This window comes from Burkholderia sp. Bp9015 (genome assembly GCF_003853505.1).
Taxonomy (GTDB): Bacteria; Pseudomonadota; Gammaproteobacteria; order Burkholderiales; family Burkholderiaceae; genus Burkholderia.
Genome location: NZ_QTPZ01000017.1, coordinates 49,991 through 76,744 on the forward strand (window position 1 = coordinate 49,991; position 26,754 = coordinate 76,744).

The 26,754-nt window shown below is 69.6% G+C and carries 25 protein-coding genes; 16 read left to right on the forward strand and 9 right to left on the reverse strand.

The genetic code is table 11. From position 1 onward, the window contains the following. Positions 1 to 56 precede the first annotated feature (56 nt). The gene (locus DIE12_RS19375; RefSeq protein ID WP_124520369.1) at positions 57 to 1,613 is read right to left on the reverse strand and encodes an ATP-binding protein; all 1,557 of its coding nucleotides are present in this window, start codon (positions 1,611 to 1,613) and stop codon (positions 57 to 59) included. A 127-nt stretch (positions 1,614 to 1,740) separates the two neighbouring features. Between DIE12_RS19375 and DIE12_RS19380 the strand changes: the two genes are divergently transcribed. The 5 genes from DIE12_RS19380 to DIE12_RS19400 all read left to right on the forward strand — a co-directional run bounded on the left by DIE12_RS19380 (position 1,741) and on the right by DIE12_RS19400 (position 5,916). After that, complete coding sequence (locus DIE12_RS19380; RefSeq protein ID WP_124520370.1) at positions 1,741 to 2,934, forward strand: acyl-CoA dehydrogenase family protein; 1,194 nt, start codon at positions 1,741 to 1,743, stop codon at positions 2,932 to 2,934. A 53-nt stretch (positions 2,935 to 2,987) separates the two neighbouring features. Further along, positions 2,988 to 3,365 (forward strand): hypothetical protein, encoded by a 378-nt coding sequence (locus DIE12_RS19385; RefSeq protein WP_011356094.1) that lies wholly within the window; start codon positions 2,988 to 2,990, stop codon positions 3,363 to 3,365. Between the two features lie 125 nt (positions 3,366 to 3,490). Next, on the forward strand, positions 3,491 to 3,961 hold the full coding sequence (locus tag DIE12_RS19390) for a nuclear transport factor 2 family protein (protein ID WP_124520412.1): 471 nt from the start codon (positions 3,491 to 3,493) through the stop codon (positions 3,959 to 3,961). Positions 3,962 to 3,991: 30 nt separating this feature from the next. Further along, on the forward strand, positions 3,992 to 5,116 hold the full coding sequence (locus tag DIE12_RS19395) for an amidase (RefSeq protein WP_124520371.1): 1,125 nt from the start codon (positions 3,992 to 3,994) through the stop codon (positions 5,114 to 5,116). Between the two features lie 56 nt (positions 5,117 to 5,172). Beyond that, entirely contained in the window at positions 5,173 to 5,916 is a 744-nt protein-coding gene (locus DIE12_RS19400) for an SDR family NAD(P)-dependent oxidoreductase (RefSeq protein WP_124520372.1), read from the forward strand. Between the two features lie 34 nt (positions 5,917 to 5,950). On the opposite strand, the gene DIE12_RS19405 is transcribed toward DIE12_RS19400, so the two are convergent. Further along, complete coding sequence (locus tag DIE12_RS19405; RefSeq protein WP_044845365.1) at positions 5,951 to 6,583, reverse strand: response regulator transcription factor; 633 nt, start codon at positions 6,581 to 6,583, stop codon at positions 5,951 to 5,953. Positions 6,584 to 6,916: 333 nt separating this feature from the next. On the opposite strand from DIE12_RS19405, the gene hpaC reads away from it, so the two are divergent. Further along, complete coding sequence (gene hpaC, locus DIE12_RS19410) at positions 6,917 to 7,462, forward strand: 4-hydroxyphenylacetate 3-monooxygenase, reductase component (protein WP_124520373.1); 546 nt, start codon at positions 6,917 to 6,919, stop codon at positions 7,460 to 7,462. Positions 7,463 to 7,523: 61 nt separating this feature from the next. Here the strand turns inward: hpaC and DIE12_RS19415 are convergent, their stop codons facing one another. Then, positions 7,524 to 8,774, reverse strand: a complete 1,251-nt coding sequence (locus DIE12_RS19415) for a YbfB/YjiJ family MFS transporter (RefSeq protein WP_124520374.1) — start codon at positions 8,772 to 8,774, stop codon at positions 7,524 to 7,526. A 471-nt stretch (positions 8,775 to 9,245) separates the two neighbouring features. Here DIE12_RS19415 and DIE12_RS38665 point away from each other — a divergent pair, with 471 nt between their 5' ends. Together DIE12_RS38665 and DIE12_RS19420 are read left to right on the forward strand one after the other, a co-directional pair. Beyond that, complete coding sequence (locus tag DIE12_RS38665; protein WP_257770953.1) at positions 9,246 to 9,368, forward strand: hypothetical protein; 123 nt, start codon at positions 9,246 to 9,248, stop codon at positions 9,366 to 9,368. A 58-nt stretch (positions 9,369 to 9,426) separates the two neighbouring features. Beyond that, positions 9,427 to 10,380, forward strand: coding sequence for a leucyl aminopeptidase (locus DIE12_RS19420; RefSeq protein ID WP_124520375.1), 954 nt, complete (start codon positions 9,427 to 9,429; stop codon positions 10,378 to 10,380). A gap of 8 nt (positions 10,381 to 10,388) precedes the next feature. Here DIE12_RS19420 and DIE12_RS19425 read toward each other — a convergent pair whose 3' ends face one another. Both DIE12_RS19425 and DIE12_RS19430 read right to left on the reverse strand, forming a co-directional pair. Then, positions 10,389 to 10,898 (reverse strand): GNAT family N-acetyltransferase, encoded by a 510-nt coding sequence (locus DIE12_RS19425; protein ID WP_044845369.1) that lies wholly within the window; start codon positions 10,896 to 10,898, stop codon positions 10,389 to 10,391. A 52-nt stretch (positions 10,899 to 10,950) separates the two neighbouring features. After that, positions 10,951 to 11,994 (reverse strand): AraC family transcriptional regulator, encoded by a 1,044-nt coding sequence (locus DIE12_RS19430; protein ID WP_124520376.1) that lies wholly within the window; start codon positions 11,992 to 11,994, stop codon positions 10,951 to 10,953. Positions 11,995 to 12,137: 143 nt separating this feature from the next. Between DIE12_RS19430 and DIE12_RS19435 the strand changes: the two genes are divergently transcribed. From DIE12_RS19435 to DIE12_RS19460, 6 genes are all read left to right on the forward strand, one after another. Then, entirely contained in the window at positions 12,138 to 13,559 is a 1,422-nt protein-coding gene (locus DIE12_RS19435; RefSeq protein ID WP_124487676.1) for a coniferyl aldehyde dehydrogenase, read from the forward strand. Positions 13,560 to 13,585: 26 nt separating this feature from the next. Beyond that, positions 13,586 to 15,313, forward strand: coding sequence for a GMC family oxidoreductase (locus DIE12_RS19440; RefSeq protein ID WP_124520377.1), 1,728 nt, complete (start codon positions 13,586 to 13,588; stop codon positions 15,311 to 15,313). Further along, entirely contained in the window at positions 15,300 to 17,777 is a 2,478-nt protein-coding gene (locus tag DIE12_RS19445; RefSeq protein WP_124520378.1) for an alpha/beta hydrolase fold domain-containing protein, read from the forward strand. The genes DIE12_RS19440 and DIE12_RS19445 overlap by 14 nt, the downstream gene beginning before the upstream one ends. A 187-nt stretch (positions 17,778 to 17,964) precedes the next feature. Then, a complete protein-coding gene (locus DIE12_RS19450; RefSeq protein ID WP_124487679.1) occupies positions 17,965 to 18,519 on the forward strand; it encodes a protein tyrosine phosphatase in 555 nt (184 codons plus the stop codon). 357 nt (positions 18,520 to 18,876) lie between these two features. Further along, the gene (locus DIE12_RS19455) at positions 18,877 to 19,209 is read left to right on the forward strand and encodes a type II toxin-antitoxin system RelE/ParE family toxin (RefSeq protein WP_044845370.1); all 333 of its coding nucleotides are present in this window, start codon (positions 18,877 to 18,879) and stop codon (positions 19,207 to 19,209) included. After that, positions 19,206 to 19,535, forward strand: coding sequence for an addiction module antidote protein (locus tag DIE12_RS19460; RefSeq protein WP_044845371.1), 330 nt, complete (start codon positions 19,206 to 19,208; stop codon positions 19,533 to 19,535). Before DIE12_RS19455 ends, DIE12_RS19460 begins: the two co-directional genes overlap by 4 nt. 15 nt (positions 19,536 to 19,550) lie before the next feature. On the opposite strand, the gene DIE12_RS19465 is transcribed toward DIE12_RS19460, so the two are convergent. Both DIE12_RS19465 and DIE12_RS19470 read right to left on the reverse strand, forming a co-directional pair. Then, positions 19,551 to 21,569 (reverse strand): VTT domain-containing protein, encoded by a 2,019-nt coding sequence (locus tag DIE12_RS19465; protein ID WP_124520379.1) that lies wholly within the window; start codon positions 21,567 to 21,569, stop codon positions 19,551 to 19,553. 102 nt (positions 21,570 to 21,671) lie between these two features. Beyond that, positions 21,672 to 22,124 carry a hypothetical protein gene (locus DIE12_RS19470; protein WP_124520380.1) on the reverse strand — a complete coding sequence of 151 codons (453 nt, stop codon included), beginning with the start codon at positions 22,122 to 22,124 and terminating at the stop codon, positions 21,672 to 21,674. Positions 22,125 to 22,431: 307 nt separating this feature from the next. Between DIE12_RS19470 and DIE12_RS19475 the strand changes: the two genes are divergently transcribed. Together DIE12_RS19475 and DIE12_RS19480 are read left to right on the forward strand one after the other, a co-directional pair. Then, positions 22,432 to 23,079, forward strand: coding sequence for a response regulator transcription factor (locus tag DIE12_RS19475; RefSeq protein ID WP_044845374.1), 648 nt, complete (start codon positions 22,432 to 22,434; stop codon positions 23,077 to 23,079). Beyond that, on the forward strand, positions 23,076 to 24,887 hold the full coding sequence (locus DIE12_RS19480; RefSeq protein WP_185640968.1) for a sensor histidine kinase: 1,812 nt from the start codon (positions 23,076 to 23,078) through the stop codon (positions 24,885 to 24,887). The genes DIE12_RS19475 and DIE12_RS19480 overlap by 4 nt, the downstream gene beginning before the upstream one ends. Before the next feature lie 105 nt (positions 24,888 to 24,992). On the opposite strand, the gene DIE12_RS19485 is transcribed toward DIE12_RS19480, so the two are convergent. Beyond that, a complete protein-coding gene (locus tag DIE12_RS19485) occupies positions 24,993 to 25,268 on the reverse strand; it encodes a YlcI/YnfO family protein (RefSeq protein WP_124487682.1) in 276 nt (91 codons plus the stop codon). Positions 25,269 to 25,366: 98 nt separating this feature from the next. Continuing rightward, positions 25,367 to 26,677, reverse strand: coding sequence for an MFS transporter (locus DIE12_RS19490; protein ID WP_124520381.1), 1,311 nt, complete (start codon positions 26,675 to 26,677; stop codon positions 25,367 to 25,369). Positions 26,678 to 26,754: the final 77 nt, after the last annotated feature.

The following is a 26,754-nucleotide window of genomic DNA, read 5'->3' on the forward strand; positions in this document are numbered from 1 at the left end:
CGAGTGATGCGCGCAACGTGCATGGCGCCCGTTACGCTTGCGCCGCGACGCACCGGTTACGCCTGCGTACCGACAAGCGGCAGCGTCACGCGACAGTCGAGCCCGCCGCCTTCGGCCGGGCTCGCGCCGATGCGCCCGCCATGACGCGTGACGATGCTCTTGCACAGCGACAGCCCGATCCCGTTGCCGCCGGCCTTCGACGACGAGAAACCGTCGAACAGCCGGTCGTGCGCCCCTTCGGCGATACCGGGCCCGTTGTCGATCGCCCGCAGCTCCGCGTGGCCGCCGACGTCGGCGGTGCCGAGCGTCAGCGTGCACGGCGCGCGCGCGCAGCCGGCGAACGCCTCGATCGCGTTGAAGGCCAGATTCAGGATCACCTGCCCGATCAGCACACGCTCGCAGCGAATCGGCAGCGGCTTGTCGGCCTGCACGATCGCGACCGTCACGCCCGCTTCCTTCGCACGCAGCTCGATGAAATACGCGACGTCGGCGAGGATCTCGCGCAGGTCGGCGAGCGCGACGACCGGCTCGCGCTTCACGATGAACTCGCGCACGCTCTTGATGATCAGCGCCGCATGCTCGGCCTGCCGGTCCGCGCTGCGCAGCCCCCAGATCGCATCGTCGACGGCGCCGCGCGTGTTCAGCCGCTGCACCGCACCCTCGATGAAGTTGCGCACGGCCGCGAGCGGCTGGCTCAGCTCGTGCGCGATCACCGTCGCCATCTCGCCCATCGCGTTGTAGCGGCCCGCGTATTCGAGCATGCGCGCTTCGGCGCGGCGCGCCTCCTCGATCGCGACCTCGTCGCTGACGTCGCGGAAATGCACGAGCAAGCCGTCGAGGTCGCCTTCGATCTCGACTTGCCGGCACGTGATGCGCAGCCAGCACGCCGAGCCGTCGCGCCGCACGAAGCGGTAGCGCTGCGGCTCGGACGGGCACGTCGACGGCGCATCGCGCAGCTGCGCGACGAGCCGGTCGCGATCGGCCGCGGTGCAGTAGTCGAGCACGCCGCCGAGCGCTTCGTCGGGCGCGAGCCCGAGCACGCGGCGCCCCGACTCGCTGATGAACTGCGCGCCGCCGTTCGGCGTCACGACCGCGATGCCTTCGTCGAGGTCCTGCATGAATTCGCGCAGCCGCGCCTCGTAGCGGCGCAGCTGCTGACGGATCGCCTCCTCCGCGCTGATGTCGCGGAACTGCACCATCACGACGTCGCGCCCGCGCAGCGGCACGTGCGTCGCGATCGCCTCCGACAGCATGTCGACGCCGGTGCGCGACCGATAGCACCACTCGTACACCTGCGGCCGCCCTTCGGCAATCGCGCGATCCATCGCGCCCACGCCGATCTCGCGCCGGTATTTCGGTTCGGGACGCGTCATGTCAGGCGCCTTCAGCGGCAGCAGCTCCTCGACGGAAAAGCCGAGCGCGATGCACGCGGCGCGGTTCGCCCACACGATCGCCTTGGTCTGCGCGTCGTGCAGCAGCACGCAGGTCGTCAATGCGTCGAGCAGCCGGTGGAAATCGTCTTCGTCGGGGAAGCTCATGAGCGGATTCGGTTGAAGGCGCGCGGCGTCGCGCGGCCGGATGTCCAACATAGCACCGGCGTGCACGGCCCGCATCTGAAGATTTCTTTAGTCCGGCACGGAGCCACACCAGTCGCGCGGCCTTACGCACCAATTGCTGCGTGTTTTCGGCGTTTCTAGACTGATTGCATCGTCTTTCGAACCCCATTCCCAGGAGCCACTCATGCCCAACGCCGCCCTCGCCATCGACGCCGCGTCCCCCTCGCCGCATGCGGTCCGCGAAGCGGCCGCGCGGGTGTCGCCGCTCGACGCGGTGATCGAGACCGTCGCCGCGCGCCGCGACGAATTCGACCGCCTGTCGCACGTGCCGCGCGACGTGATCGCGCTGTTCAAGGAGGCCGGCATCTATCGCGCGGGCACGCCGCGCCGCTTCGGCGGCGATGCGCTCGCGCCCACCGCGTTCCTCGACATGATCGAGCGGATCGCGACCGCCGACGGGTCGGCCGCCTGGGTCGCGAGCTTCGGCTCGGCCAATGTCTATCTCGCCGCGCTGCCGCTCGCCACGCAGGCCGAGCTGTACGCGGGCGGCCCCGACCAGGTATTCGCGGGCGGGCTGTTCCCGGTCCAGCCGGCGCAGGCGGCACCCGGCGGCTGGCGCGTGAACGGCACGTGGAAATTCGCGAGCGGCTGCAAGGGCGCCGACTGGCTCGGCGTCGGCATCGCGGTGCCCGGCGCGCAGGACGCCGCGCCGAACAAGCCGCGCACGGCCGTGTTCCGTGCCGCCGACGTCGAGATCGTCGAGAACTGGAGCGTGGTCGGCATGCAAGGCACCGGCAGCCACGACCTGCGCGTGGACGACCGCTTCGTGCCCGACGCGTGGACCTTCGTGCGCGGCGGCGAGCCGACCGTCGACGAGCCGCTGTACCGCTATCCGACCGTCGCGTATGCGGCGCAGGTGCTCGCCGTGGTCAACCTCGGGCTGGCCCGCGCGGCGCTCGACGTCGCGAACCGGATGTCGGGTGGCCGCCAGACGACCACCGGCGCCCCGCGCCTCGCCGATCGCGCGTATTTCCGCATCGAGCTCGCGAAGGCAGAAGCGCAGCTGCGCTCGGCGCGCGCGTTCTTCTACGACGCGACCGACTCGGTCTGGCAGTCGATCCTGGCCGGCAACCCGGTCACGCCCGAGCAGGTCAGCCTGCTGCGGCTCGCGGCCACGCATATCGCCCGCGAAGGCGCGAGCGTCGTCGAGCGCGCGTACCGCCTCGGCGGCACGGCCGCGATCTATCGCACGCATCCGCTGCAGCGCCTGCTGCGCGACGCGATGGTCGTCACGCAGCACGCGTTTCTCGGCGAAGGCAACTTCGACGGCGCGGGTGCGGTGTTCACCGGCGTCACGCCGTTTCCCGGCTATCTGTAATCCGCGTCGATTCGCTTCGACGCCGCACAACGCATTGTTCAGGAGAACCTTTCATGTCCGATTCGAATCCGCTGCCGCTGCGCGTGCTGTTCTGCTGCGGCGTGTCGCAAAACTTCTTCGACCTGCCGCGCGAGAAGATCGGCGAAGTGTGGCAAGCGTACGGCGCGATGCTCGCCGCCGTCGAGGCGATGCCCGGCGTGCGCGTGCTCGGCGTGATGGATGACGATCGCCTCGTCGTCGGCCAGGCCGACGGCGCGCCGTGGACGTTCTACATCATGGCCGACGTCGCCGACTTCGACACGACGGTCGCGGTATGCAACCTGTATCGCACGACGCCCGTCGGCGAATACAACCTGTGGCGCTACGGCAAGATCGAGGCGCGGGTCGGCCGTGCGCTGACCGTGCCGCCGGCCGCGAAGCCCGCGGCGTGAGGCGCGCGATGACCGGACCCGATTCGACGCGCGCGCTCGAAGCGCTCGAAGCGCCCGACGCACGCGAAGCGCCCGACGCACGCGAAGCCGTCAAAGCGCTCGACGCGCTCGCGCGGCGCGTGGCGATGCTCGACGCCGAACGCGCGGTACGCGCGACGATCACGCGCTACATGGCGCTGTGCGACGTGCCGGAGGATGCCGGCGACGGGCCGGCGCTCGCCGCGCTATTCACGGCCGACGCGGTGTGGGAAGGCATCGGCCCGCAGTACGCGCGCAAGTTCGGCCGCCTCGAAGGCACGGACGCGATCGTCGCGATGCTGCGCCGCTATCTGCCGCCCGAATCGCATTTCTCGGCGAACCTGCACTTCCTGACGTCGGAGTCGATCGACGTCGGCGCCGACCATGCAAGCGCGCGCGGCCGCTGGATCATGCTGCAGGCGTCGCGCTACGCGGACGGCACGGCCGAGCTGATCGCCGCGCGGCTGACCATCGATTTCGCGCCGGCCCCCGACAGCGCGACCTGGCTGATCCGCCATTTCCGCACCGAGCGCGTGCTCGACGGCCCGTGGCCGCTCGCCGCCGCGCCGCACGCCTGAACCCTTCACCGCACTCGCACGCCATCGACCATGACAGGCTTCATCGACACCTTCACGCTGGGCGGCCCGGGCCCGACGATCGCGATCAAGGACACGATCGACATCGCCGGCCATCCGACCCGCGCGGGCAGCCGCGCGCTTGCCGACGCAGCGCCTGCCGCGCAGCACGCGGACGTGGTCCGCCTGCTGCTCGACGCCGGCTGGCAGATCGCCGGCAAGGCGAACATGCACGAGCTCGCGTTCGGCATGACCGGCATCAACGACTACACGGGCACGCCGGTCAATCCGCAGGATCCGACGCGCATCCCGGGCGGCTCGTCGAGCGGGTCGGCATCGCTCGTCGGGCTCGGCGCCGTCGACGCCGCGCTCGGCACCGATACCGGCGGCTCGATCCGCGGGCCGGCCGCCTGCTGCGGCGTGGCCGGGCTCAAGCCGACGTTCGGCCGCGTGTCGCGGCACGGCGTCGCGCCGGACGTCACCACACTCGACTGTGTCGGGCCGTTCGCGCGCGACATCCGCACGCTTGCGGCCGTGATGGCCGCCATCGCGCCGGGCTTCGACCGGGCACGCGCGGCGGCACCCGTTGCCGGCTGCACGGTCGCACGCGTGATCGTTGAGGCCGAGCCGGCCATCGCGGCCGCGCTCGACGCGGCGATTGGCGCGTCGGGCCTGCGTACGCACGACGTCGTGCTCGATGCGATGCAGGATGCGTTCGCCGCGGGGCTTGCCGTCATCAACGCGGAAACGTCGCGTGCATTCGGTCATCTCGTCGAAACCGGCAAGCTCGGCGCGGATCTCGATGCGCGGCTGCGCTCGGCCGCGACGACGCCCCCCGCCGCGCTCGCGCAAGCGGAAGCCGTGCGTGCGCGCTTCACGGCGCAGGTCGATGCCGCGCTCGAGCGCGCGGAGGTGCTGGTTCTGCCGACCTTGCCCGCGCTGCCGATCACGCTTCGGCAGGCACGCGACGGCGTATCGGTCATCGCAATGTCGTCGCTGATCCGGCCGTTCAACCTGAGCGGCCATCCGGCGCTCAGCCTGCCGCTGCCGCTCGCGGGAACGCCGCTGAAGGCCGGGCTGCAGATCGTCGGACGCAAGGGCGCGGACGAACACGTGTGCGCGGTCGCCGCGCACTTCGAAGCGGCGCTCGCCGCATGAACCACGATGCGGGCGCGGCTGTGGCCACGATCCGCGAACCAACGGAATCACGCACCATGTCAGACCGAGTCGTCCTCGTCACCGGCGCCGCGCGCGGGCTTGGCACCGTCATCGCCGAACGCTTTCATGCGGCCGGCTATCGCGTCGCGCTGGCCGACATCGCCGTCGACGCCATTCACGCGCATGCGCGCGACCTCGACGCGAGCAGCGCACGCGCAGTCGCGCTGCCGCTCGACGTCACGTCGAAACGCGATTTCGAAGCCGCGCGCGACGCGCTCGTCGCGCGCTGGGGCGCGATCGACGTGCTCGTCAACAATGCCGGCGCATCGAAGGTCGTGCCCGCGATGGAGATCACGGCCGAGCAGTTCGACCAGGTGATCGACGTGAACCTGCGCAGCGTCCTGTTCGGCTGCCAGGTGTTCGGCCAGTATTTCGCGACGCGCGGTGCGGGCCGCATCGTCAACATCGCGTCGCTCGCCGGGCAGAACGGCGGCTCGGCGACGGGCGCGCACTACGCGGCCGCGAAAGGCGGCACGCTGACGCTGACCAAGGTGTTCGCGCGCGACCTCGCCGCGCAAGGCGTGACCGTCAACGCGATCTCGCCGGGGCCGCTCGACCTGCCGATCGTGTACGAGAGCGTCGCGCCGGACAAGCTGCGGCAGGTGCTCGCGAGCCTGCCGGGCGGCAAGCTCGGGTCGGCCGGCTTCGTCGCCGATGCGGCCGTGCTGCTCGCGTCGGGCGACGCGCATTTCGCGAACGGCGCGTGCTGGGACATCAACGGCGGGTTGTACATGCGTTGAGCGGCGGCATGCGTCGAGCGTGCGGTGCAATCTGCTAGCGCGACGACTCCCCGTCGTCGCCCCACACGACCATCACGTCGCGCACCAGCGCGGCGATCGACGTCGCGCCGAGCTTCTCCTTGATGCTCGCGCGATGCACGTCGACGGTCTTCACGCTGATCGACAGGTCCGACGCGATCTGCTTGCTGCCCTTGCCGTCGACGACACCGCGCAGCACCTCCTTCTCGCGCGCGGTCAGCGCATCGAGCCGCTGGCGCAGCTCGCGGTGACGCTGGCCGACCGCGTGCCGCTGCTGCGCGAGCCGCAGCGCGCGTTGCACGCGCTCGAGCATCTGCTGCGAGTTGTACGGCTTCTCGACGAAGTCGATCGCGCCGTTCTGCAGCGCGCGCACCGACATCGGAATGTCGCCGTGTCCGCTGACGAAGATCACCGGCAGCGTCGCGCCGCGCGCGTTCAGTTCCGCCTGCACGTCGAATCCGCTTTTCTCCGGCATTCGCACGTCGAGCACCAGGCACGCGGGCAGGTTCACGTCGAAGCGCGCGAGAAAATCGGCGGCATTCGCGAATCCCTCGGACGCGATGCCGACCGATTCGAGCAACCACGCGAGCGAGGTCCGCATGCCGCTGTCGTCGTCGACGATGTATACGATCGGAGCGGGTGACGTCATCGGGTTGTCTCGCAAGATATCGGTATCGGTATCGCACGCGCCGCGGGTGAGGCAAGCGTCGTTCGTCGGGGGTGTGCGGCACATCATAACGAGCCGAAAATGCGCTGAATACCCCTTTACGTACCGCTCGAACGCCCGATCGCACTTTTTTTCGCGCGTCGTATCGCGCATCTAGGTAGAACCTTTAGATGCGTTGGCGGGAACGCCATCTTCATCGTCAATCGTGCGAATGTTCGCCGGCTTTTTCGCGACGTACGCTTGGTTCATCATCGACGATCCGCTGCCGCATCGACAATGCGCACGTTCGCCGCCCTCATTCACCCAGGAGCGCCCATGTCCGCAACGACCGATACCCCGCAACCGGCACGCGCCGCCCCCACCGACGCGCAACAGGCCTTCCGGCAGGCAATGGCCCACCTCGGCGCGGCCGTCAACGTGATCACCACCGCGGGGCCGCACGGCCGCTGCGGCATCACCGCGAGCGCCGTCTGCTCCGTCACCGACGCGCCGCCGACGCTGCTCGTGTGCCTGAACCGGTCGAGCGCGATGCATGCGATCTTCGAGCGCAATCGTCAGGTCTGCATCAACGTGCTGCCGGCCGAGCACGAACTGCTCGCGCGCCATTTCGCGGGGATGACCGAGCTGCCGATGGAACGCCGCTTCGAATTGCCGGTGTGGGATCGCGGCGAGCAGGACGTCCCCGTGCTGCGCGATGCGCTCGCGAGCCTGCAGGGCAGGATCGCCGAGATGAAGGAAGTCGGCTCGCATTCGGTGATGTTCATCGAGGCGACGTCGATTCGCGTGCGCAACGACGGCGACAGCCTCATCTACTTCAGCCGCGCGTTTCATCGCGTGTCGCGCACGGCCTGCGTGCGGTAACGGGAACGGTAACGGTCGCACTCACGTTGTCGCGCTCGCCGGTCGTTGCAGGCCCGATCGGCTACGCCGACGCCCTCAATGCACGCTGTCCGGCCGCGAGGGCCGCGCCCGCGAACAGCGTCAGCGCCGAATAGACGAGCCCGCGCGCAAGCCCCGCGCTGTCGGACACCCAGCCGATCGCGACCGGCCCGGCGATCTGCCCGAACGCGAAGATCGTCGTGAACGCGCTGATGCCCTTCGCCCAGCCTTCCGGCGGCAGGTTGTGGCGCACGAACGCGGTCGTCGACGCGACCGCCGACAGGAACGTCGCGCCGAACAGCACGCCCGACGCGAACGCGGCCGCCGGATGCACGAACAGCGCCGGCATCAGCGTCGCCACGCCGAGCAATGCGTTGAGCACGGCCAGCGCCTGGCCGCCATGCATCCGGTCGAGCAGCCCCGACCACAGCCGCGCCGACACGACGGTCGCGACGCCGAGCATCACGTAGAACGCGGACACGACCGTCCCGCTCATTCCCGCGCCGCGCAGCAGCGCGACGATGAACGTCATGTAGCCGATGTAGCCGACGCCGAACAGGCCGTAGCCGGCGAGCGCGAGTGCGAAGCGCGCGGGGCTCGCGGTCGCCGCCGGCGCGGCACCGCCACGCCGCGCGGCCGGTGCCGCGTGCGCATGCTCGATGCGACGCGCCGCCGACACGGCGATCGCCGAGAACAGCACGCATGCGAACGCGAGCGCGAACCATGCCGGTTGCCAGCCGTGCGCGCGCTGCACGAGCGTGGCGGGCACGAGCAGCGACGACGCGACGATGCCCCACCCGGTGCCGCCGTAATAGAGCCCGAGCAGCAGCCCCGCGTCGCGCGGCGCTGCGGACGCGAGCCGCGCGGCCAGCACGCCGCCGCTGATGAAGATCAGCGCGCTGCCGACGCCGGTCGCGAGCCGCTCGACGAGCAGCGCGTTCATGCCGGACGTGAGCCCGCATGCGGCCATCAGCGCCGCGGTCAGCGCGCAGCCGGCCGCCAGCAGCGTGCCGGTGCGCCAGCGGCGGGACAGCAACGGAAAGACGAGCGCACCGATCAGGTAGCCGGCCGCGTTGGCCGTGTTCAAGGCGCCTGCCTGCGCGAAGGTCCAGCCGAGATCGGCCTTCATCGGCGGCAGCAGCAGTGCGTACGAGAAGCGCGCGAGACCGAGCGCGATCGCGCTGCCGAGCGACAGGCAGATCGCGAGCCGCCACGCGGTCATGCGGTCGGGTTCGGTGGCGCCGGCGTCCTGTCGTGCTGGCCCGGCGTGCTCCGGTTGCGGCGTTGCGCGCATCGCGGTGTCTCCATCGTGGTTCGCATCGTGCCGCCGGGACGGCGGCAGGCGCGCGGCTGCGGCCCGCGCGCGAGGTCGTCAGATGGTGCCAGAAAACCGCTGAAGCCGGTTCGCGTCCACGATAACCGCGCGCATTGTTCGTGAATGGCGGAAATCGAAATGATCGACACGATTGAACTCGCGATTCAAAAAATCGCTTGAATGAATCAATCAATCGATCGCGGCCCCGATATTCGAAAAAAATCCTCGGGTTTTGCGATTGGATTCATACGCCTTCACCGCGCGAAATGTAGCGAACCCGCATGTTTAGCACGCCGCGGCTAAAAACCTCGCCACGCATTGCATTCACCAAATCATCAGACTAATATCGACGCCACTCGTCCGGTATTCAAAAAACATCGGATGAGCCGCGGTAATCCCGTTACCGCGCTTTCATGTTGAATCGCTCATGTTCACCACAGGAGAATTGACATGCAGGAAACCCGGCAGATCGAATTGCTTGACTGGATGCAGGAAGACACGCACCCCGAGGCCGTCGAGATGATGGTCGAGGATGCCGTGGTGCCGTTCGGCACCGCGCTCTGGCCGGTCTGAGCGGCCAGCCCGTTCCCGCGGAAGGGCCGCGGCCCTTCCGCCGCCTCCGGAGACACGCATGCTGAACCTGCACCGTGCGCTGGGGTATCACCCGGCGCTGCGCGACAAGCTCGCACGCGGCGAGACGGGCAAACTGCTGGTCGGCTGCGACAGCCGCAACCGCGACACCGCGTTGCGTGCGTTTTCCGCCCTGCCCGACTCGCTCGACGCGACGATCCTCTGCCTCGACACCACCCCGCCCGCCGACATCGCCGCCGCGCTCACGCACGCGGACCTATTCGTGCTGCTGTACGACTCGTCGTGCCTGCCGACGCCGTCGCCGAGCGGCCCGCCGTTCCTGGCCGCGATCCGTCCCGCGATCGTCAGGCACTGGAGCAAGTCGGTGCTGTTCAAGGATTACGGCCCGCATCTCGACGAGGCGTTCGCCGAATCGCTCGACGACATCGCCGCGCGCAACGGCCGGCTGATCGAAGCGGCCGCGCGCGCATCGCAGATCCATTTCATCGACGAAGCCGGCAACACGCTGACCGGCTCGCTTGCGCCGGACCAGAAATGGACGAGCGTGGACGGGATGGGCAATCTCGACGTCGTGCCCGGCGAGATCGCGACGCACGTCACCGACCTGCACGGCTCGATCGTGTTCAGCGGCACGTTCCTCGGCACCGTGCCGTTCGCGATCAAGTACCGCGTGACGGAGCGGCTCGCGACGCTGCATGTCGAAGACAGCCTGATCGTCGATTTCGACAGCGACGACACGGGCTTCCGGCGCGACTTCGCGTCGTACCTCGACCGGCACGACAATCACCGGCGCATCGAGGAATTCGGCATCGGCACGAACTTGGGCATCCGCGGGCTATACGGCCGCAACGCCGGCTTCGAGGAACGCCATCCGGGCCTGCATCTCGGCCTCGGTGGCGGCGCGAACGGCAGTCACCACCTCGACCTGATCTTCGCGCGCGGCACGCTCGCGTTCGACGAGCGGATCGTGTTCGACGGCGCGTTCGCCGTCTGACCTTGGCATCAGGCGTCGGCGGCCGCCGCGTCGCCGAGCCACTTGAACATCACGAAGCAGTCGACGAAGCCGAGCCGCGCGTGACGATACGCGCGCGGCAGGCGGCCGACGATCTCGAAGCCGAGCTTCTGCCACAGCGCGACCGCCACCTCGTTCGTCGCGACCACCGAATTGAACTGCATCGCGAGGAAGCCGCGTTCGCGCGCCACCTGCTGCGAGTGCTCGCACATCAGGCGCGCGACGCCCTTGCCGCGCGCGGCCTCGCTGACCATGTAACCGCAGTTGCACACGTGATTGCCGGGGCCGGCCGCGTTCGCCTTCAGGAAGTACGAGCCGAGCAGCACGCCATCCTCTTCGGCAACCCACGTGCAAAGCGGCGCATCGAGCCACAGCGCGCGGGCGGCTTCACGCGTGGGCGCCGGATCGAATGCGTAGGTCTCCTGCGCGGCGACGATCGCGTGGTACGTGGGCCAGAAGCGGGGGAAGTCGTCTTCGGTCATCGGGCGAAGCGTGATCATGCGGGTCCTCTCGTGAAGGGGTTGGGGAATGCGCGCGTGGCGCGACACTGCGTCAGGGCGAGCCGCCGTCGCGCAGCAGGCCGCTGCGATACGTGCCGGGCGGCACACCATACCAGCGCTTGAACGCCTGCGAGAAACTCGACAGGTCGCTGAAGCCGAGCCGCTCGGCCACTTCGGTTAGCGACAGGTGCGCATCGCCGAGCAGCGTCTCGGCCATCGCGCCGCGCGCCTGCGCGAGCAACACCCTGAACGTCGTGCCTTCTTCCTGCAGCCGGCGCTTCAGCGTGCGCGGGCTCGTGTTCATCAGCCGCGCCATGTCCTCGAGCGAGAACGGCACGTTGCCGGGCGTCGCCGTCAGATATTGCCGCACCATCTCCGACGTGCCGAGCCGCGCGCGCCGCGTTTCGACCAGCTGGCTGCACATCTGCTCGCACATCGAGACCGTCAGCGGGTTCGCATGCGGCAGCGGCCGGTCGAGAAACGCACGGTCGAATGCGAGGCTGTTCGCGCGGGCGCCGAACGCAGGTTCGACGCCCGCGATGCGCGCTGCGGGTGCGAACGCGGCTGCGCTCGCCGCGCTCGCGGCCTGCATCGTGAAGCGCGACAACGCGAAATCGCCGCCGCCGATTTCCTGCAGCAGCACGGCCGCAGCCGCCATGTCGCGTTCGACGAGGAACCGGCTCAGGTCGGCATCAAGCTCCGGCGCGCCGAAATTGAGCACGCCCGTCTGCAGTTCCTCGCGGTACGTGATCACCGTGAACGCATACGTGAGCGGCAGGAAGCGCATCGCGAGCGCCAGCGCGTCGCGCGCGGTCGCGCTCGCGATCAGCCCGTAGCCCCACACGCCGTACGCGGAGAAGTGATAGCGCTGCCCGACTTCGAACCCGAGGCCCGGCGCGCGCCCGAGCGCGCGCAGCAGGTTGCCGGTCAGCCGCAGTTCCTGCGCGGCCGTCACCTCGACGTTCGGATCGTCGAGCTGCGCGTCCGCGAGCCCTGTACCGGCCAGCAACTTCGCGCGCGGCACGCCGCGTTCGTCGCCGAAATCGACCAGCAGCCGCGCGCTGGCCGGACTCCGGGTGAAGTCCCAGAAGCTCATGCGGAGAAACCCTCGAAGCGCCGATTTGGCCCAAATACTAAAACAATTGTCCCGAAGCAGCATTGGTGTTTTCCCATGCGGCCCGCACCATCGGCGTCATCAGTCGTCGCCCGAACGACGTCAACGCCCCCGGAGGAGACACCATGCGACCGAGTCGCCCACCCGACCTCGCCGCCCGCTTCGAACACCAGCGCGAGGCATGTGCCCGCGATCCCGCCCCGCCGCTCGCGATCCGCCTGTCGCGGCTCGATCGCCTGTGCGCGCTGCTCGATACGCACGAAGCCGCGCTCGTGCGTGCGATCGACGCCGATTTCGGCGGACGCTCCGCGCACGAAACGCGGCTCGCCGAACTATTCGTGGTTCGAAGCGGCCTGCGCCATGCACGCGCGCATCTGCGGCACTGGATGCGCGAACGCCGCGTGCCGACCGCCGCGCACTTCCGGCCCGGCTACAACCGGATCGCGCCGCAACCGCGCGGCGTCGTCGGCGTGATGGCCCCGTGGAACTATCCGCTGCAACTCGCGATCGGGCCCGCGGTTGCGGCGCTCGCTGCCGGCAACCGCGTGCTGGTCAAGCCGTCGGAACTGACACCGCAGCTGTCGGCGCTGCTCGAGACGCTCGTCGCCGACGCGTTCGATGCCGACGAGCTGCGGGTCGTCACCGGCGACGTCGACACGGCGAAGGCGTTCGCGCGCTTGCCGTTCGATCATCTGTTCTTCACCGGCTCGACCGCGGTCGGCCGCGACGTCGCGCAAGCTGCGGCCGCGAACCTCACGCCCGTCACGCTCGAGCTCGGCGGCAAGTCGCCGGCGATCCTCGATCCGTCGTGCGACGTCGCACACGCGGCCGGGCGCATCGCGTTCGGCAAGCTGCTCAATGCCGGCCAGACCTGCATCGCGCCCGACTATCTGCTGGTGCCGGCGGGCACCGCACCGATCGTTGCCGCGCGCCTGTCGGACGCGATCGCGCGCCGCTACCCGACCCTCCTCGCCAACCCCGACTACACGGCGATCATCGGCGCGCGCCACCGCGACCGTCTGGCGGCCCTGGTCGACGATGCGCGCGCAGGCGACGCACGCGTGCTCGAAGTCAATCCGGCCGGCGAACGCTTCCCCGCCGGCTCGCGCAAGTTCGCGCCGACGCTCGTGCTCGGCGCGCGCGACACGATGCGCGTAATGCGCGAGGAGATCTTTGGCCCCGTGCTGCCGATCGTCGAATACGCGGATCTCGACGAAGCGATCGAGCGCGTGAACCGCGGGCCGCGCCCGCTCGCGCTGTACTGGTTCGGCCGCGACGCCGCGCGCCGCGATCGCGTGCTGCGCGAAACGGTGTCGGGTGGCGTCACGGTAAACGACTGCCTGTGGCATCTCGCACAGGAACACCAGCCGTTCGGCGGCGTCGGCCCGAGCGGCATCGGTGCGTATCACGGCAAATGGGGCTTCGACACGTTCAGCCATCACAAGCCCGTGTTCCACCAGGCGCGTCGCAGCGGCACCGCGCTGTTCCACCCGCCGTACGGCAAAACCTTCGACCTGCTGCTGCGCGTGCTCACGCGCATCGCTTGACCCATCGACCATCGGGAGACGATTTCATGAGCAAGACTTTCGACTACATCGTCGTCGGCGGCGGATCGGGCGGCTGCGTCGTCGCGGGGCGCCTCACCGAGGACCCGGCCGTCACCGTCTGCGTGCTCGAGGCCGGTGGCCGCGGCGACAACGCGCTCGTCAACGTGCCGACCGGCGCGGTCGCGATGCTGCCGACCCGCATGAACAACTGGGCATTCGACACGGTGCCGCAGCCGGGGCTCGGCGGGCGCATCGGCTATCAGCCGCGCGGCAAGGCGCTCGGTGGCTCGTCCGCGATCAACGCGATGGTCTACGTTCGCGGCCATCGCGTCGATTACGACGGCTGGGCCGCGCTCGGCAACGAAGGCTGGTCCTACGACGACGTGCTGCCTTACTTCCGCCTGAGCGAGCACAACGAGCGCTTCGACGACGCCTTTCACGGCCGCGACGGCCCGCTGTGGGTCAGCGACCTGCGCACCGGCAACCCGTTCCATGCGCGCTACCTGGAAGCGGCGCGACAGGCCGGCCTGCCGCTCACCGACGACTTCAACGGCGCGCGGCAGGAAGGCGTCGGCCTCTATCAGGTCACGCAGAAGCACGGCGAGCGGTGGAGCGCGGCGCGCGCGTACCTGCTGCCGCACGTCGGCCGCCGCGACAACCTGACGGTCGAGACACACGCGCAGGTGCTGCGCATCCTGTTCGACGGCACGCGCGCGACGGGGGTCGAGGTACGGCAGCGCGGCGAGGTTCGCACGCTGCGCGCACGGCGCGAAGTCGTACTCGCGGCCGGCGCGTTGCAGACGCCGCAGTTGCTGATGCTGTCGGGCGTCGGTCCGGCCCGCGAACTGCAGGGGCTCGGCATCCCGGTGCGGGCCGACCTGCCCGGCGTCGGCCGCAACCTGCAGGATCATCCGGACTTCATCCTCGGCTACCGCGCGCGCAGCGTCGACACGATGGGCGTGTCCGCGCGCGGCGGGCTGCGCATGCTGCGCGAGTTCGCGCACTTTCGCCGCGAGCGGCGCGGGATGCTGACGTCGAATTTCGCGGAAGGCGGCGGCTTCCTCAAGACGCGAGCCGACCTCGATGCACCCGACATCCAGCTGCACTTCGTCGTCGCGCTCGTCGACGATCATGCGCGCCGGCTGCACGCCGGCCACGGACTGTCGTGCCACGTGTGCCTGCTGCGGCCGCGCAGCCGCGGCTCGGTCACGCTGCACAGCGCCGATCCGCTCGCCGCGCCGCGCATCGACCCCGCGTTCTTCGACGATCCGCGCGATCTCGACGACATGGTCGCCGGCTTCCGCATCACGCGCCGGCTGATGGAGGCGCCGGCACTCGCCGAATGGATCACGCGCGACCTGTTCACCGCGAACGTGACGACCGACGACGAGATCCGCGACGTGCTGCGCCGGCGCACCGACACCGTGTATCACCCGGTCGGCACGTGCCGGATGGGGCGCGACGCGTTCGCGGTCGTCGATCCGCAATTGCGCGTGCATGGCGTAGCGGGGCTGCGCATCGTCGATGCGTCGATCATGCCGACGCTGATCGGCGGCAATACCAACGCGCCGACGATCATGATCGCCGAGAAGGCCATCGACCTGATCCGCGGCGTGCGGCGTGTGCCGCTACACGCCGCGGCCGACACCGAACGCGAACCGGCCGCCGTGCCGGCACATCGTGACACTGTTCCCGCGTCGTGCGCGCCGCACGATGCGATCCTGCCCGAGGAAAACCGCCATGTCGTCGCCTGAAGCATCCCGTCCCGCCGCACCGGCCGCGCCGCTGTCGGCGATCATCATCGGCGCCGGCTTCGCCGGCATCGGCATGGCCGTCGCGCTGCAGCGCGCCGGCATTCACGACTTCGTGATCGTCGAGCGCTCGCACGACGTCGGCGGCGTGTGGCGCGACAACCGCTACCCGGGCGCCGCGTGCGACGTGCCGTCGCATCTGTACTCGTTCTCGTTCGAGCCCAACCCGGACTGGTCGCGCGTGTTCGCGCCGCAGCCTGAAATCCATGCGTACCTGCAGCATTGCGCGCGCAAGTACGGCCTCGCACGCTACCTGCGCTTCGGCGCGAACGTCGAACGCGCGCAGTATGACGAGGCCCGTGCGCTGTGGCACGTCACGCTCGCCGACGGCACGACGCTCAGCGCTGCCGTGCTCGTCAGCGGCACCGGCCAGTTGAGCCGCCCCGCGATGCCGGACCTGCCCGGCATCGACACGTTTCGCGGCCGCGCCTTCCACTCCGCGCACTGGGATCACGACTATCCGCTCGCGGGCAAGCGCGTGGCGGTGGTCGGCACCGGCGCGTCGGCGATCCAGTTCGTGCCCGCGATCGCCGGCGACGTCGAGCGCCTCGTCGTGTTCCAGCGCTCGCCGGCCTACGTGATGCCGCGTCCCGACCGCGCCTATCGTCCGTGGGAGCGGGCGCTGTTCCGCCGGCTGCCGTGGGCGATGAAGCTGCATCGCGCGTCGATCTACGTGCGCTACGAGTCGCGTGCGATTGCGTTCACGCGGCTGCACGGGCTGATGGACATCGCGGTCGGCCGGCCGTTCCGCAAGCTGCTCGCGCGCGACGTGCGCGACCCGGCGTTGCGCGAACGGCTCACGCCCGACTATCCGATCGGCTGCAAGCGGATCCTGCTGTCGAGCGACTACCTCGCCGCGATCGGCCGCGACAACGTCGCGCTCGTCACGCAGCGCATCCGGCGCGTGACCGAGACCGGCATCGAGACCGACGACGGCGTGCACCATCCGGTCGACGCGATCGTCTACGGCACCGGTTTCGCGGCGACCGCGTTCCTGTCGCCGATGCGCATCACCGGCCGCGACGGGCTCGACCTGAACGACGCCTGGCGGCGCGGCGCGCAAGCGTATCTCGGGCTCACCGTGCCGGGCTTCCCCAACTTCTTCATGCTGTATGGCCCGAACACCAACCTCGGCCACAACTCGATCGTCTACATGCTCGAAAGCCAGATCGCGCACGTGATGCGCTGCGTGCGCGCGATGCGGCGCGACGGCGCGTGCGCGATCGACGTCGATCCGCGCCGCTACCGGCGCTACAACACGCATGTGCAGCAGCGGCTCGAAGGCTCAGTGTGGAGCGGCTGCAAGAGCTGGTACGTCGACGCGTCGGGCCACAACAGTACGAACTGGCCCGGCTTCACGCTGACCTATCGATGGATCACGCGCTTCACGGGGCTGTCCGCGTATCGCTTCACGCAGCCGTTGCCCGGCACGGCGACACCCACATCAACCCCGACGACGACGCACGGTGCCGTCGTCGCGCCGCCCGCCGGCCGCGTGGAAGCACTCGCCGCGGCGTCGCTGCGCGGCTTTCTGCGCGTCGCGTTCCGGCCGCTGATCGGGCCGCCGTTCGGCGCGCGCATGCAGCGCCGCGTCGTCGCGCTGCTGTCGCCGCTGATGCCGGGCACAGGCGACACGCTGCGCTACCGGACGTCCGCCGCCGGCGTGCCGGTCGAAGTGATCGCGCCGAAGCGCGGCGAGGCGGGCGGCGCGATCCTCTATCTGCACGGCGGCGCGTTCTGTCTCGGCGGCCCGCATACGCATCGCGGCGTGACGACGCGGCTCGCGACCGAAGCCGGCCTGCCGGTGTGGGTGCCCGACTACCGGCTCGCGCCCGAGCACCCGAGCCCGGCGGCGCTCGACGACGCGCTGGCCGCATACGATGCACTGCGCACGCAAGGCTACGCGCCGCACCGGATCGTGATTGCCGGCGATTCGGCCGGCGGCGCGCTCGCGCTGGCGCTCGCCATCGCGCTGCGCGAGCGCGGCGAACCCGCCGCGGCCGCGCTGCTGCTGATCTCGCCCGTGACCGACCCGACGCTCGGCGGCGACACGCTCGCATCGCGCCGCCACGACGATCCGATGATCCGTCGCGGCTGGCTCGAACAAGGGCTGCGCTGGTATCACGGCGCGGGCTCGGCTGCAGCGCCCGGCCCGCTCGACACCGACCTGCGTGGACTGCCGCCGATGCTGGTGCAGGCTGGCGACCAGGAAGTGCTGCTGTCGGACGCGCAGCGACTCGCGTCGCATGCGCTCGCCTGCGGCGTGCCGTGCCGGCTGGAGATTCATGCCGCGCGCTGGCATGTGTTTCATCTGCAGGCGTTCTATCTGCGCTCGGGGCGGGACGCGTTGCGGACGCTGGCGGGATTTGCCGCGCGGCGGGTGGCGGCGACGGCGGTCGCGACGTGACGATCCGGTGATGCCGGCGATCGAGGCTGCGGAGCGCGACTGCCTCGATCGACCCGCTTGCAACAATGCGACACCTTCTTGCCAAAACCGGCCGTTTATTTTTTTCCGGCATGCGCGGCCGGCATGATCTCCGCCAGCCTCGGCGTCGTGCCGCGGCGACGACCACCCCACCCTGGCGGAGACACCAATGAAAAAAGGCCCCATCCTCAAGACGCTTGCGCTGCTCTGTTGCCTGGGCGTCCAGTGCGCGACGTCGGCATTCGCGGAGGAACCGAAGAAGGTCGCGTTCGTCGATACGGGCAATACCGGACGCAGCGTGATGGCCGAAGCGATCGCCGGACAACTGATCGCGCAACGGCACGCGCATATCGCCGTGATCTCGCGCGCGGTCGACGAGGATCCGTATGACGAAAAGCCCGAGGAAAACGGTGTGATCCTGATGAAGCGGCGCGGAATCGACACGTCCGCGCATCGTTCGGTGCAACTGAATGCGAACGACGTCAAGCACTCCGACGTGATCCTGACGATGACCGACAAGCACAAGGAGAAGGTGCTCACGCTCTATCCGTCTGCCGCCGGCAAGGTCTTCACGCTTGCCGAATACGCGACCGGCGTGCACAAGGACGTACCCGACGCGTGGGGCAAGCCGATCGACTTCTACGAATCGGTGACCGCGCAGCTCGACACGTTCATCCCGGCCGCGCTCGACAAGGTCGCGACGGCCGCGCCGGCGAAGCAGTAACGCAGGCCGGACTCGCCGGGTCGACCGTCGCGTCACGCGGCGGCACCGGAGGTCCGATCGTTTGAGCAGTCCCTCCCCCGCACGGCGCGTTTCCCGTACGCGCCGACGAGATCAGCCGTTCGGCCGAATCGTCATCCCACGCCCCGAATGAAAGAATGATTTTCGTTCGGGTAACGGGTCTCGCCGCCTGACACCCCGAGCCACGAAGCCACTGCAGGCATTCCCGCGCAGCGTCTTCGCGTCTTGCTTCGTCTCGATTCGGCAGTCGGCCCGCGTGCGTTTCACGTCATCCGCCTCATCAGGCCAACAACGCAATCACGTCGATATCCATACCCTTCATGTAACTTATAAGCTACAATGCTCTCCAAGTTCGAACTGCTTCGCTATCAGCGCGCCGACGGTCGCGAGCCTTTCACCGAATGGTTGAACGCCGTGCGCGACAAGGTCGCCCAGGCGCGGATTCGCGAGCGGCTGCGTCGCGTGCAGACCGGAAATTTCGGCGATTGCGAGCCCGTCGGTGAAGGTGTGATCGAACTGCGCATCCACGTCGGTGCCGGCTATCGCGTGTACTTCGGCCGGTACGGCAGTGCGCTGGTGCTGCTGTTGTACGGCGGCGACAAGCACAGCCAGTCCGACGATATCAGGCATGCGAAGGAACACTGGCTGGACTGGAAACGGAGGCAAGCATGAACAAGCTCAAAGGCGCGGTATCGCACCACGACGCGGAAGTCGCCGAACTCGGCGCGGACCGCGAGCTCGCGGTGGCCTATTTGCGCGTCGCGATGGAATCGCTCGACGACCCCGACAACCGCGCGGCCGCGCTGCTCGCGCTGCGCACGGTCGCGGAAGCGTATGGCGGGCTCGGCGCGGTCGCGGCCGACGCCGGCATCAGCCGCGAATCGCTGTATCGCACGCTGTCACCCAACGGCAACCCGACGCTGAAAACCCTGCTCGCGGTGCTCAAGACGGTCGGCCTGCGCCTGTCCGTCGTCCCCGCGCAACCGTCGCACGCATAACGCGGCGCACACGCTTCAAGGCTGCACCATCCACACGAGCAGCACCGCGGCCGGCGCCCCACTCGTCCCCGCCGGCGGCCGCGCAAGCGTCGGCTCGACCTGCAGCGCCTGCGCGATCGTCGCCGCATCGTCGATCGTCGTCGTGCGCACGACCGTCATCAGCCCCGCGGGCCGATGCAGCGTCTCGCGATACAGCGCGCCGTACCACAGCGGCCGCGTGCCGAGCGCATCCTGCAGCGCGTACGGATAACGCCACAGCCGCAGCACGAGGCGGCTGTCCGGACGGGCCGGATCGACACGCACGAACACGCGGCGCGTACTCTCGCCGTGCGTATAGCGCGGCAGCACGGGCAGCGCATCGGCCGGCCCCTGCGGCAGCAGCCAACGCAGCGCGGCGGCGGCCGACCACGGCGTCGCGCGCTGCCAGCCGGCCAGCGAAAGATGGCGATCGAGCGTGTCCGACGTCGCGCACCATTGCAACGGCAGATATTCCTCGCGATCGCCGCCGATCTCGGTGCGCCGCGTCGGCACGCGCGGCCACCCGCCGCGCATCCATTGATCGACGGTCATCGCGACGACGTCGCCCACGTGCGGACGCGCCGCGCGATCGAGCTGCCATTGCGCGGGCACGGTCCAGACGCCGGCCGTCGCGAGCACGACGAGCACCGCGACGAGCGCGCCCCGCGGCTGCACATGCTCGCGCACCTGCCAGTACGCATAGGCGCCCGCCAGCACCGCGAACCACGCGAGCCCGAGGCTCCAGCCGCCGAGCAGACCCGACAGCCACGTATCGCCGACGTACAGCCGCGCAAAGCCGCCCAGCACGATCCACAACACGACCGCCGTCACGACCGGAATGCGCCACAGCGCCGGCCGGTCGCGTGTGATCACCCAGCCGATGCCGCTGCTCGCGAGCATCGCGAACGCCGCGTCGGCGTCGGGCAGCGGCACGTGCAGCGCGCCGGGCGGCAGGCTCGCGGGCGTCATGCCGGGCACGCCGGTGCCGAACGCCGGCACGAGCACGACCGCGATGCCGACCGTCGCAAGCCACCACGCGGACGTCACCCAGCAGCGATGGATCATCAGCCAGACCAGGAACGCGGCCGCGACGATCAGCCCCGTATCGTGTCCGTGCAGCACCGCGAGCGCGCGCATTGCGGCATCCACCGGCGGCGTGCGCAGGTCCTGCAGGAACGCATACACCGTGATGTCGGCGTGCATCAGCGGATCGTTCGCGACGACGTCCTGCACGATGCCGGCAAACAGCCACACGCAGCCGACGAACAGCAGCGCGAACACGGGCACCACGCCCGGCAGGCGGCGCCCCTTCTCGATCGCGTCGTGCAGCCAGCCGCCGACGCGCGGCCAGCGGCGCGCGCATGCATGCACGGCCGCGCCGGCCGCGCGGCGCAGCAACGGCCAGCCGCGCCGCAGCGCGACGCGCACGCCGATCCACACGAGCGCGACCAGCGCGGCGATCACCAGCAGGATCGCGGCGACCCGCACGCTGATCGCGGCGGCCAGCACCGCCGACGCGCCGAACAGGATGCCCGGCACGATGTGCACGGGCGCCCAGATCAGCGCCGACACGACATTGACCGGGTAGAACGACCGGCGCGGCAGCGTCGCGCAGCCGACCACGACCGGCACGACCGCGCGCACCGGCGCCAGGAAACGCGCGAGCACGATGCTCTTCGTCCCGTGGCGCAGCACGAACTGCTCGCCGCGCGCATAGGCATCCGCGTAGCCCAGCCGGACCCACCCGTTTCGAATCGCGCCGCGGTAGCGGCGTCCGAGCTCGTAGCTGATCCCGTCGCCGAGGATCGCGCCGGCGGCCGCGACGCCGATCGCCGTCCAGCCGTCGAGCGCGCCCGCGCCGATCAGCGTGCCGGCCGCGAACAGCACGGCACCGGCCGGCACGACCGTGCCGATCAGCGCGATCGCCTCGGCACAGGCGGCGGCGAACACGATCGCCAGCACGAGCGCCGGATGCGCGCCGATCGCACCGAGCCATGCGTGGATGGTGTCGCTCATCGCAGGCCGCGCGGCGTGGCGGCGCGGCGTGCCTGCACCGGGCCGGCGGTGGCGTGGTGAAGGTTCATCGGCGTGTGTGCGCGGTCGCGCCGGCGGGCGGTGTCAGTCGAACTCGTACTGGCGCGCGTCGGCCTCGAGCGGCGCGTCGTGGTAGCCGACGGTCGCGATCTCGTGCAGATAGCGCGCGAGAAACGCGCCGATCGACCCGGCTTCCTCGTACTGATGCACATGGCGGAATTCGTGCGTGAGCAGGCGTCGCGTGTCGTGGCCGCGCAGCACGAACACCGCATGGCCGAGCGTGAGGCCGATCGTCCCCGGTGACAACAGGCCGGTGTCGCGCGCGATCGCGCCCAGCGCCGGCGTGTCCGGGAACGGCAGCCGGTCGGCGACCACGACGCGGATCCGCTCCGGCCGGGCGACGCCCACGGTGCGCGCGTCGTCGGCCTGCGCGGGCGTCAGCGGCACGCCCTGCGCGAGCCCGTGGGCCGCCTGCGCGTCAGCCCACGCGACGGCGTCGGGCAACGCGGACGGCAGGATGTCGGCGAGATCGATCATCGTGGCGGCTCCTCGGGTCGGGACGGTGCAATCAGGCACCAGTTTATCTCTGAATCAGGGCGGTCCGCGACGCATGCCGCCCGCCCGACGGCGACCATTCCTCGGGAATACCCGCCCCATCTGGCCCTATCGCCTGTGCCATTTCACGCCGATTATTTCTCTTCAAGACAGATTCGACACTCTCGTATCTCAAAAATTTCCCGCAGGTGCACCATTTTTGGTTTCGGCGGAATATATTGGTCAGAAGAACGGCCGCGGCGGCTACCGGCGGAGCAGCCCGCGGCATCATCCCGAAGAGGACCGCTAGATGATCAGGGTAATGCTGGCTGACGATCACGCAGTCATGCGGGACGGACTGCGTCACATCCTGGAAACGGCCGGCGGTTTCGAAATCGTCGGCGAGGCGAGCGACGGCGCGGCCACGCTCGCGCTGGCCGAGCGTCGCGCCGCCGACGTGCTGCTGCTCGACCTGTCGATGCCCGCGCCGACCGGTATCGAGCTGATCCGGCTGGTCAGGACGCATGCGCCGTCGCTGCGCATGCTGGTGCTGACGATGCATGCGGAGGCGCAGTACGCGGCGCGCACGTTCAAGGCCGGCGCAACCGGCTACCTGACGAAGGACAGCGCGACCGCCGAACTCGTCGAGGCCGTCACCAAGGTCGCGGCGGGCGGCGTGTACGTGAGCCGGTCGGCGGCCGAGAGCCTCGCGCGCACGCTGCGCACGCCGGCCGACATGCTGCCGCACGAGCGGCTGTCCGCGCGCGAACTCGACGTGATGCGCCGCATCGTCGCGGGCCAGACGGTCACGCGGATCGCGGCGGAACTCACGCTGAGCGCGAAGACGGTCAGCACCTACAAGACCCGCATCCTCGAGAAGATGGAACTGCCGCACGAAGCCGCGCTGGTGCGCTACGCGATGCGCCACGATCTCGACCTCGGCGTCGACGACGCATGATGCCCGCGTTCCGCGTCCGCTCCGCCGCCCCCGACGACGACGACGCGTCGGATCCGTCGCGCCTGTTCATGTCGTCGCTGCCGCCCGACCGGCGCGAGCGGCGGCTCGCGATCGCGACGGTGATCGTGTCGGCCGTGATCTTCGCCGCCCTCGCGCCGTTCGCGGGCGTGCCGCTCGCGCGCGTGTTGGGCTTCATTCCCGTGTACCAGTCGGCGATCGTGATCAACGACATGGTGACGGCCGGCCTGCTGCTCGGCCAGTACGCGATCCTGCGCGAGAAATCGCTGCTCGCGCTCGCGGGCGGCTACCTGTTCACGGGCTTCATGGCCGGCACGCACATGCTGACCTTTCCCGGATTGTTCTCGCCGACGGGCCTGCTCGGCGCGGGCGAACAGACCACCGCGTGGCTCTATCTGTTCTGGCACGGCGGCTTTCCGCTGACGGTCATCGCGTACGTGCTGCTGCGCGCGGCGGCGCGCGCGCGACCGCCGTCGCTCGAGCAGCGTCGCGCGGCGATTCCGATCCTGCTTTGCATCGCGTCGGCCGCGGGCGCAACCGTCGCGCTCGCGCTGCTCGCGACCGCCGGCCACGACCTGCTGCCGCGCATCATGCAGGGCAACCGGATGGCGTCGACGATGACGCACGCGATCACGATCGTCTGGGCACTGAACCTCGCCGCGCTCGTGTTGATGTGGCGGCTGCGGCGTCGTCATTCGGTGCTCGATCTGTGGGTGATGATCGTGCTCGTCGCCTGGCTGTTCGACATCGCGCTGTCGGCGATGCTGAACCACGGTCGCTTCGACCTGGGCTTCTACGCCGGGCGGACCTACGGCCTCGTCGCATCGTGCGTCGTGCTGTTCGCGCTGCTGTTCGAGAACGGCCGGCTGCATGCGCAGACGGTGCGCGCGCTGGCCGGCGCGCGCTATCAGCATCTGCTCGTCGTGCAGAAGAGCGCGCAGCTCAACGAGGCGAACGAACGGCTCGAGCAGCGCGTCGCGGCGCGCACCGCGCAGTTGAGCGCGTCGAATCGCGACCTGCGGCGCGAAGTCGAGGAGCGCGTGCGCGCGGAGCGGGCGCTGCAGGCGTCGCGCGAGGAGCTGCGCGAGATCGCGGCGATCAGCGCGAGCGCACGCGAGGCCGAACAGCGCCGCATCGCGCGCGAACTGCACGACGAACTCGCGCAGACGCTCGCGGCGCTGAAGAACGATCTCGAATGGCTGCTCGACCGCGTGCCGCAGGACGACGCGCCGCTGGCGCGCAAGATCGCGGCGATGCATGCGCTCGCGCGCGGCGCGGTGACGGCCACGCGGCGCATCGCGTCCGACCTGCGTCCGCTGATGCTCGACGACCTCGGGTTCGCGGCCGCGATGCAATGGCTCGTGGAGGATTTCCAGCACCGTCACGGCATCGCGTGCGCGCTGCACGTCGAGCCGGGCGAATTGCTGCTCGACGAACCGTATGCGACGGCCGTGTTCCGTATCGCGCAGGAAGCGCTCGCGAACGTCGCGCGGCACGCGGCCGCGTCGAGCGCGACCGTGGCGCTCGTCTACCGTGACGAGACGATCGCGCTGACGATTCGCGACGACGGTGCGGGCTTCGATCCCGGTGCGCCGCGCAAGTCGGGATCGTTCGGGCTGGTCGGCCTGCGCGAGCGCGCGTATCTCGTCGGCGGCACGCTGCGGATCGATACGACGCTCGGCGAAGGAACGACGGTGGAAGTGGATATTCCGGTGGCGTCGGCGCATGTGGCGATCGCGCATGACGGACGGGGGACGTCGCGGACGGAAGAGGTAAGGGCGAAGCAGTAGCGGCGCTGTGCTGCCATGGGGGGTCAGTGGTAGTCCTCTTCCCGCTGATGCCGAACGGTGAGGATCGTGACTTGTTCGACCATGCCCGTCACTCACACCGCTCGTCTAACCGGTTGTCGTCGCTGCACGCGCGGCATTCAGCATCGTCCCAAGGCTGGCCTGGACTTCTGCGGCATCGACGTATTCACCGGTACGCCGCGCCTCATCGGCCGACGCCAGGCCGCGCGCGACAAACTCGCGCTGCGTTCGTCGGCGTGCGACGGCAGCGCGCAGCGTCGATTCGACGAACGCGGACAGCGTCTCGTTTTCCTCCAACACGCTTTCCGCTGCCTCGAGCAACTTGCGATCGACTCGAAGCACGGACATCGCCGTCGTTTTCATTTCGCTCTCCATGCATGCGGAACGCATGCACGGAAGCACATCGGCCCGATCGGCAGCAGGGACTGCGCGATACCGCAGCCCCCGGCCGCCGCCGCCCATCACACCCGCGCCGCCACCATCCCCCGCTCCGAGCGCGTCCACGCGACGAGCGCGCCGATCCCGAGCAGCGCGAGGCACACGATCGGCACGATCATCGGCCCGAACGCCGTGCCCGTCACCTTGCCCGCGAACGGCATCAGGTTCTGGCTGAAGAAGCCGCCGAGGTTGCCGATCGAGTTGATCGCCGCGACGCTCGCCGCCGCACGCGCGCCGGTGAAGTAGCGCGGCGGCATCGACCAGAAGCACGGATACAGCAGCGGGATGCACGCCCCGCCCAGCACGAGCGCGACGAAGCGCAGCGGCGTCGACGGCAGCACGAGGCTCAGCAGGAAGCCGAGCGCGCCGAGCGCCGCGACGATCGCGATCGTGCGCAGGATGCTCTTCGCGCGGCGCAGCTTCGACGGCAGCCACACCAGCAGCACCACCGCGAGCGCCCACGGCAGCATGCTCAGCAAACCGTTCGTACTGCTCGACACACCGAACGATTTCACGAGCGTCGGCAGCCAGTACGTGACGCCGTACAGCGACGTCGACATCAGCATGTAGGTCGCCGCGAACAGCATCACGCGCGGATCGAGCAGCGCCTTCCACGGCTGCGCATGCTCGGCCTGCACCGGCTTCTCGCGCTCCAGCGCGGCCGCGACGATCTGCTTCTCGCGTTCGTCGAGGAACGGCGCCTCGCGGAACGACGCCGGCAGCACGCGGAACACGACGATCGCGACGATCACCGCCGGGATACCCGTCGCCACGAACACCCACTGCCAGCCCGCGAGCCCCCACACGCCGTTCAGGCTCAGCAGCACGCCGCCGACCAGCGAGCCGAGCATGTTCGCGAGCGCGCTGCCGAGCGTGAAGATGCCGAGCACCTTCGCGCGATAGCTCTGCGGGAACCACAGCGTCAGGTAATAGATCACGCCCGGATAGAAGCCGGCCTCGGCGATCCCGAGCAGGAAGCGCAGCGAACAGAACGCGGGCATCGACGTCGTGAAGCCCATCAGCACGGTGATGAGGCCCCACGTCAGCATGATCCGCGCGAGCCACACGCGTGCGCCGTAGCGATGCAGCGCGAGCGTGCTCGGCACCTCGAACAGCAGGTAGCCGATGAAGAACAGCGACGACGCGAGACCGAACGCGGCCTCGGTCATCCCGAGGCTGTGCACCATCTGCAGTTTCGCGAAGCCGACGTTCTGCCGGTCGATGAACGCGATCAGGAACATCACGACGAGGATGGGCATCAGGCGCCGCGCCATCTTCGACATGATGCGCTGCTCTTCGGCGGACGCGGGGTCCAGGGTTTCGGTGGCATTCACTGCGGGCTCCTCCGTGAAGCGGTTGCTTGTCGGTTGAATCGGCGCCGCGCGCGACGAACGCGCGGGCGCGGTGGGGT

Coding starts and splice junctions, on each gene's coding strand:
- DIE12_RS19375 (WP_124520369.1), bottom strand. CDS start 1,613: ATGCGGGCCGTGCACGCCGGTGCTATGTTGGACATCCGGCCGCGCGAC.
- DIE12_RS19380 (WP_124520370.1), top strand. CDS start 1,741: ATGCCCAACGCCGCCCTCGCCATCGACGCCGCGTCCCCCTCGCCGCAT.
- DIE12_RS19385 (WP_011356094.1), top strand. CDS start 2,988: ATGTCCGATTCGAATCCGCTGCCGCTGCGCGTGCTGTTCTGCTGCGGC.
- DIE12_RS19390 (WP_124520412.1), top strand. CDS start 3,491: ATGCTCGACGCCGAACGCGCGGTACGCGCGACGATCACGCGCTACATG.
- DIE12_RS19395 (WP_124520371.1), top strand. CDS start 3,992: ATGACAGGCTTCATCGACACCTTCACGCTGGGCGGCCCGGGCCCGACG.
- DIE12_RS19400 (WP_124520372.1), top strand. CDS start 5,173: ATGTCAGACCGAGTCGTCCTCGTCACCGGCGCCGCGCGCGGGCTTGGC.
- DIE12_RS19405 (WP_044845365.1), bottom strand. CDS start 6,583: ATGACGTCACCCGCTCCGATCGTATACATCGTCGACGACGACAGCGGC.
- hpaC (WP_124520373.1), top strand. CDS start 6,917: ATGTCCGCAACGACCGATACCCCGCAACCGGCACGCGCCGCCCCCACC.
- DIE12_RS19415 (WP_124520374.1), bottom strand. CDS start 8,774: ATGCGCGCAACGCCGCAACCGGAGCACGCCGGGCCAGCACGACAGGAC.
- DIE12_RS38665 (WP_257770953.1), top strand. CDS start 9,246: ATGCAGGAAACCCGGCAGATCGAATTGCTTGACTGGATGCAGGAAGAC.
- DIE12_RS19420 (WP_124520375.1), top strand. CDS start 9,427: ATGCTGAACCTGCACCGTGCGCTGGGGTATCACCCGGCGCTGCGCGAC.
- DIE12_RS19425 (WP_044845369.1), bottom strand. CDS start 10,898: ATGATCACGCTTCGCCCGATGACCGAAGACGACTTCCCCCGCTTCTGG.
- DIE12_RS19430 (WP_124520376.1), bottom strand. CDS start 11,994: ATGAGCTTCTGGGACTTCACCCGGAGTCCGGCCAGCGCGCGGCTGCTG.
- DIE12_RS19435 (WP_124487676.1), top strand. CDS start 12,138: ATGCGACCGAGTCGCCCACCCGACCTCGCCGCCCGCTTCGAACACCAG.
- DIE12_RS19440 (WP_124520377.1), top strand. CDS start 13,586: ATGAGCAAGACTTTCGACTACATCGTCGTCGGCGGCGGATCGGGCGGC.
- DIE12_RS19445 (WP_124520378.1), top strand. CDS start 15,300: ATGTCGTCGCCTGAAGCATCCCGTCCCGCCGCACCGGCCGCGCCGCTG.
- DIE12_RS19450 (WP_124487679.1), top strand. CDS start 17,965: ATGAAAAAAGGCCCCATCCTCAAGACGCTTGCGCTGCTCTGTTGCCTG.
- DIE12_RS19455 (WP_044845370.1), top strand. CDS start 18,877: ATGCTCTCCAAGTTCGAACTGCTTCGCTATCAGCGCGCCGACGGTCGC.
- DIE12_RS19460 (WP_044845371.1), top strand. CDS start 19,206: ATGAACAAGCTCAAAGGCGCGGTATCGCACCACGACGCGGAAGTCGCC.
- DIE12_RS19465 (WP_124520379.1), bottom strand. CDS start 21,569: ATGAGCGACACCATCCACGCATGGCTCGGTGCGATCGGCGCGCATCCG.
- DIE12_RS19470 (WP_124520380.1), bottom strand. CDS start 22,124: ATGATCGATCTCGCCGACATCCTGCCGTCCGCGTTGCCCGACGCCGTC.
- DIE12_RS19475 (WP_044845374.1), top strand. CDS start 22,432: ATGATCAGGGTAATGCTGGCTGACGATCACGCAGTCATGCGGGACGGA.
- DIE12_RS19480 (WP_185640968.1), top strand. CDS start 23,076: ATGATGCCCGCGTTCCGCGTCCGCTCCGCCGCCCCCGACGACGACGAC.
- DIE12_RS19485 (WP_124487682.1), bottom strand. CDS start 25,268: ATGAAAACGACGGCGATGTCCGTGCTTCGAGTCGATCGCAAGTTGCTC.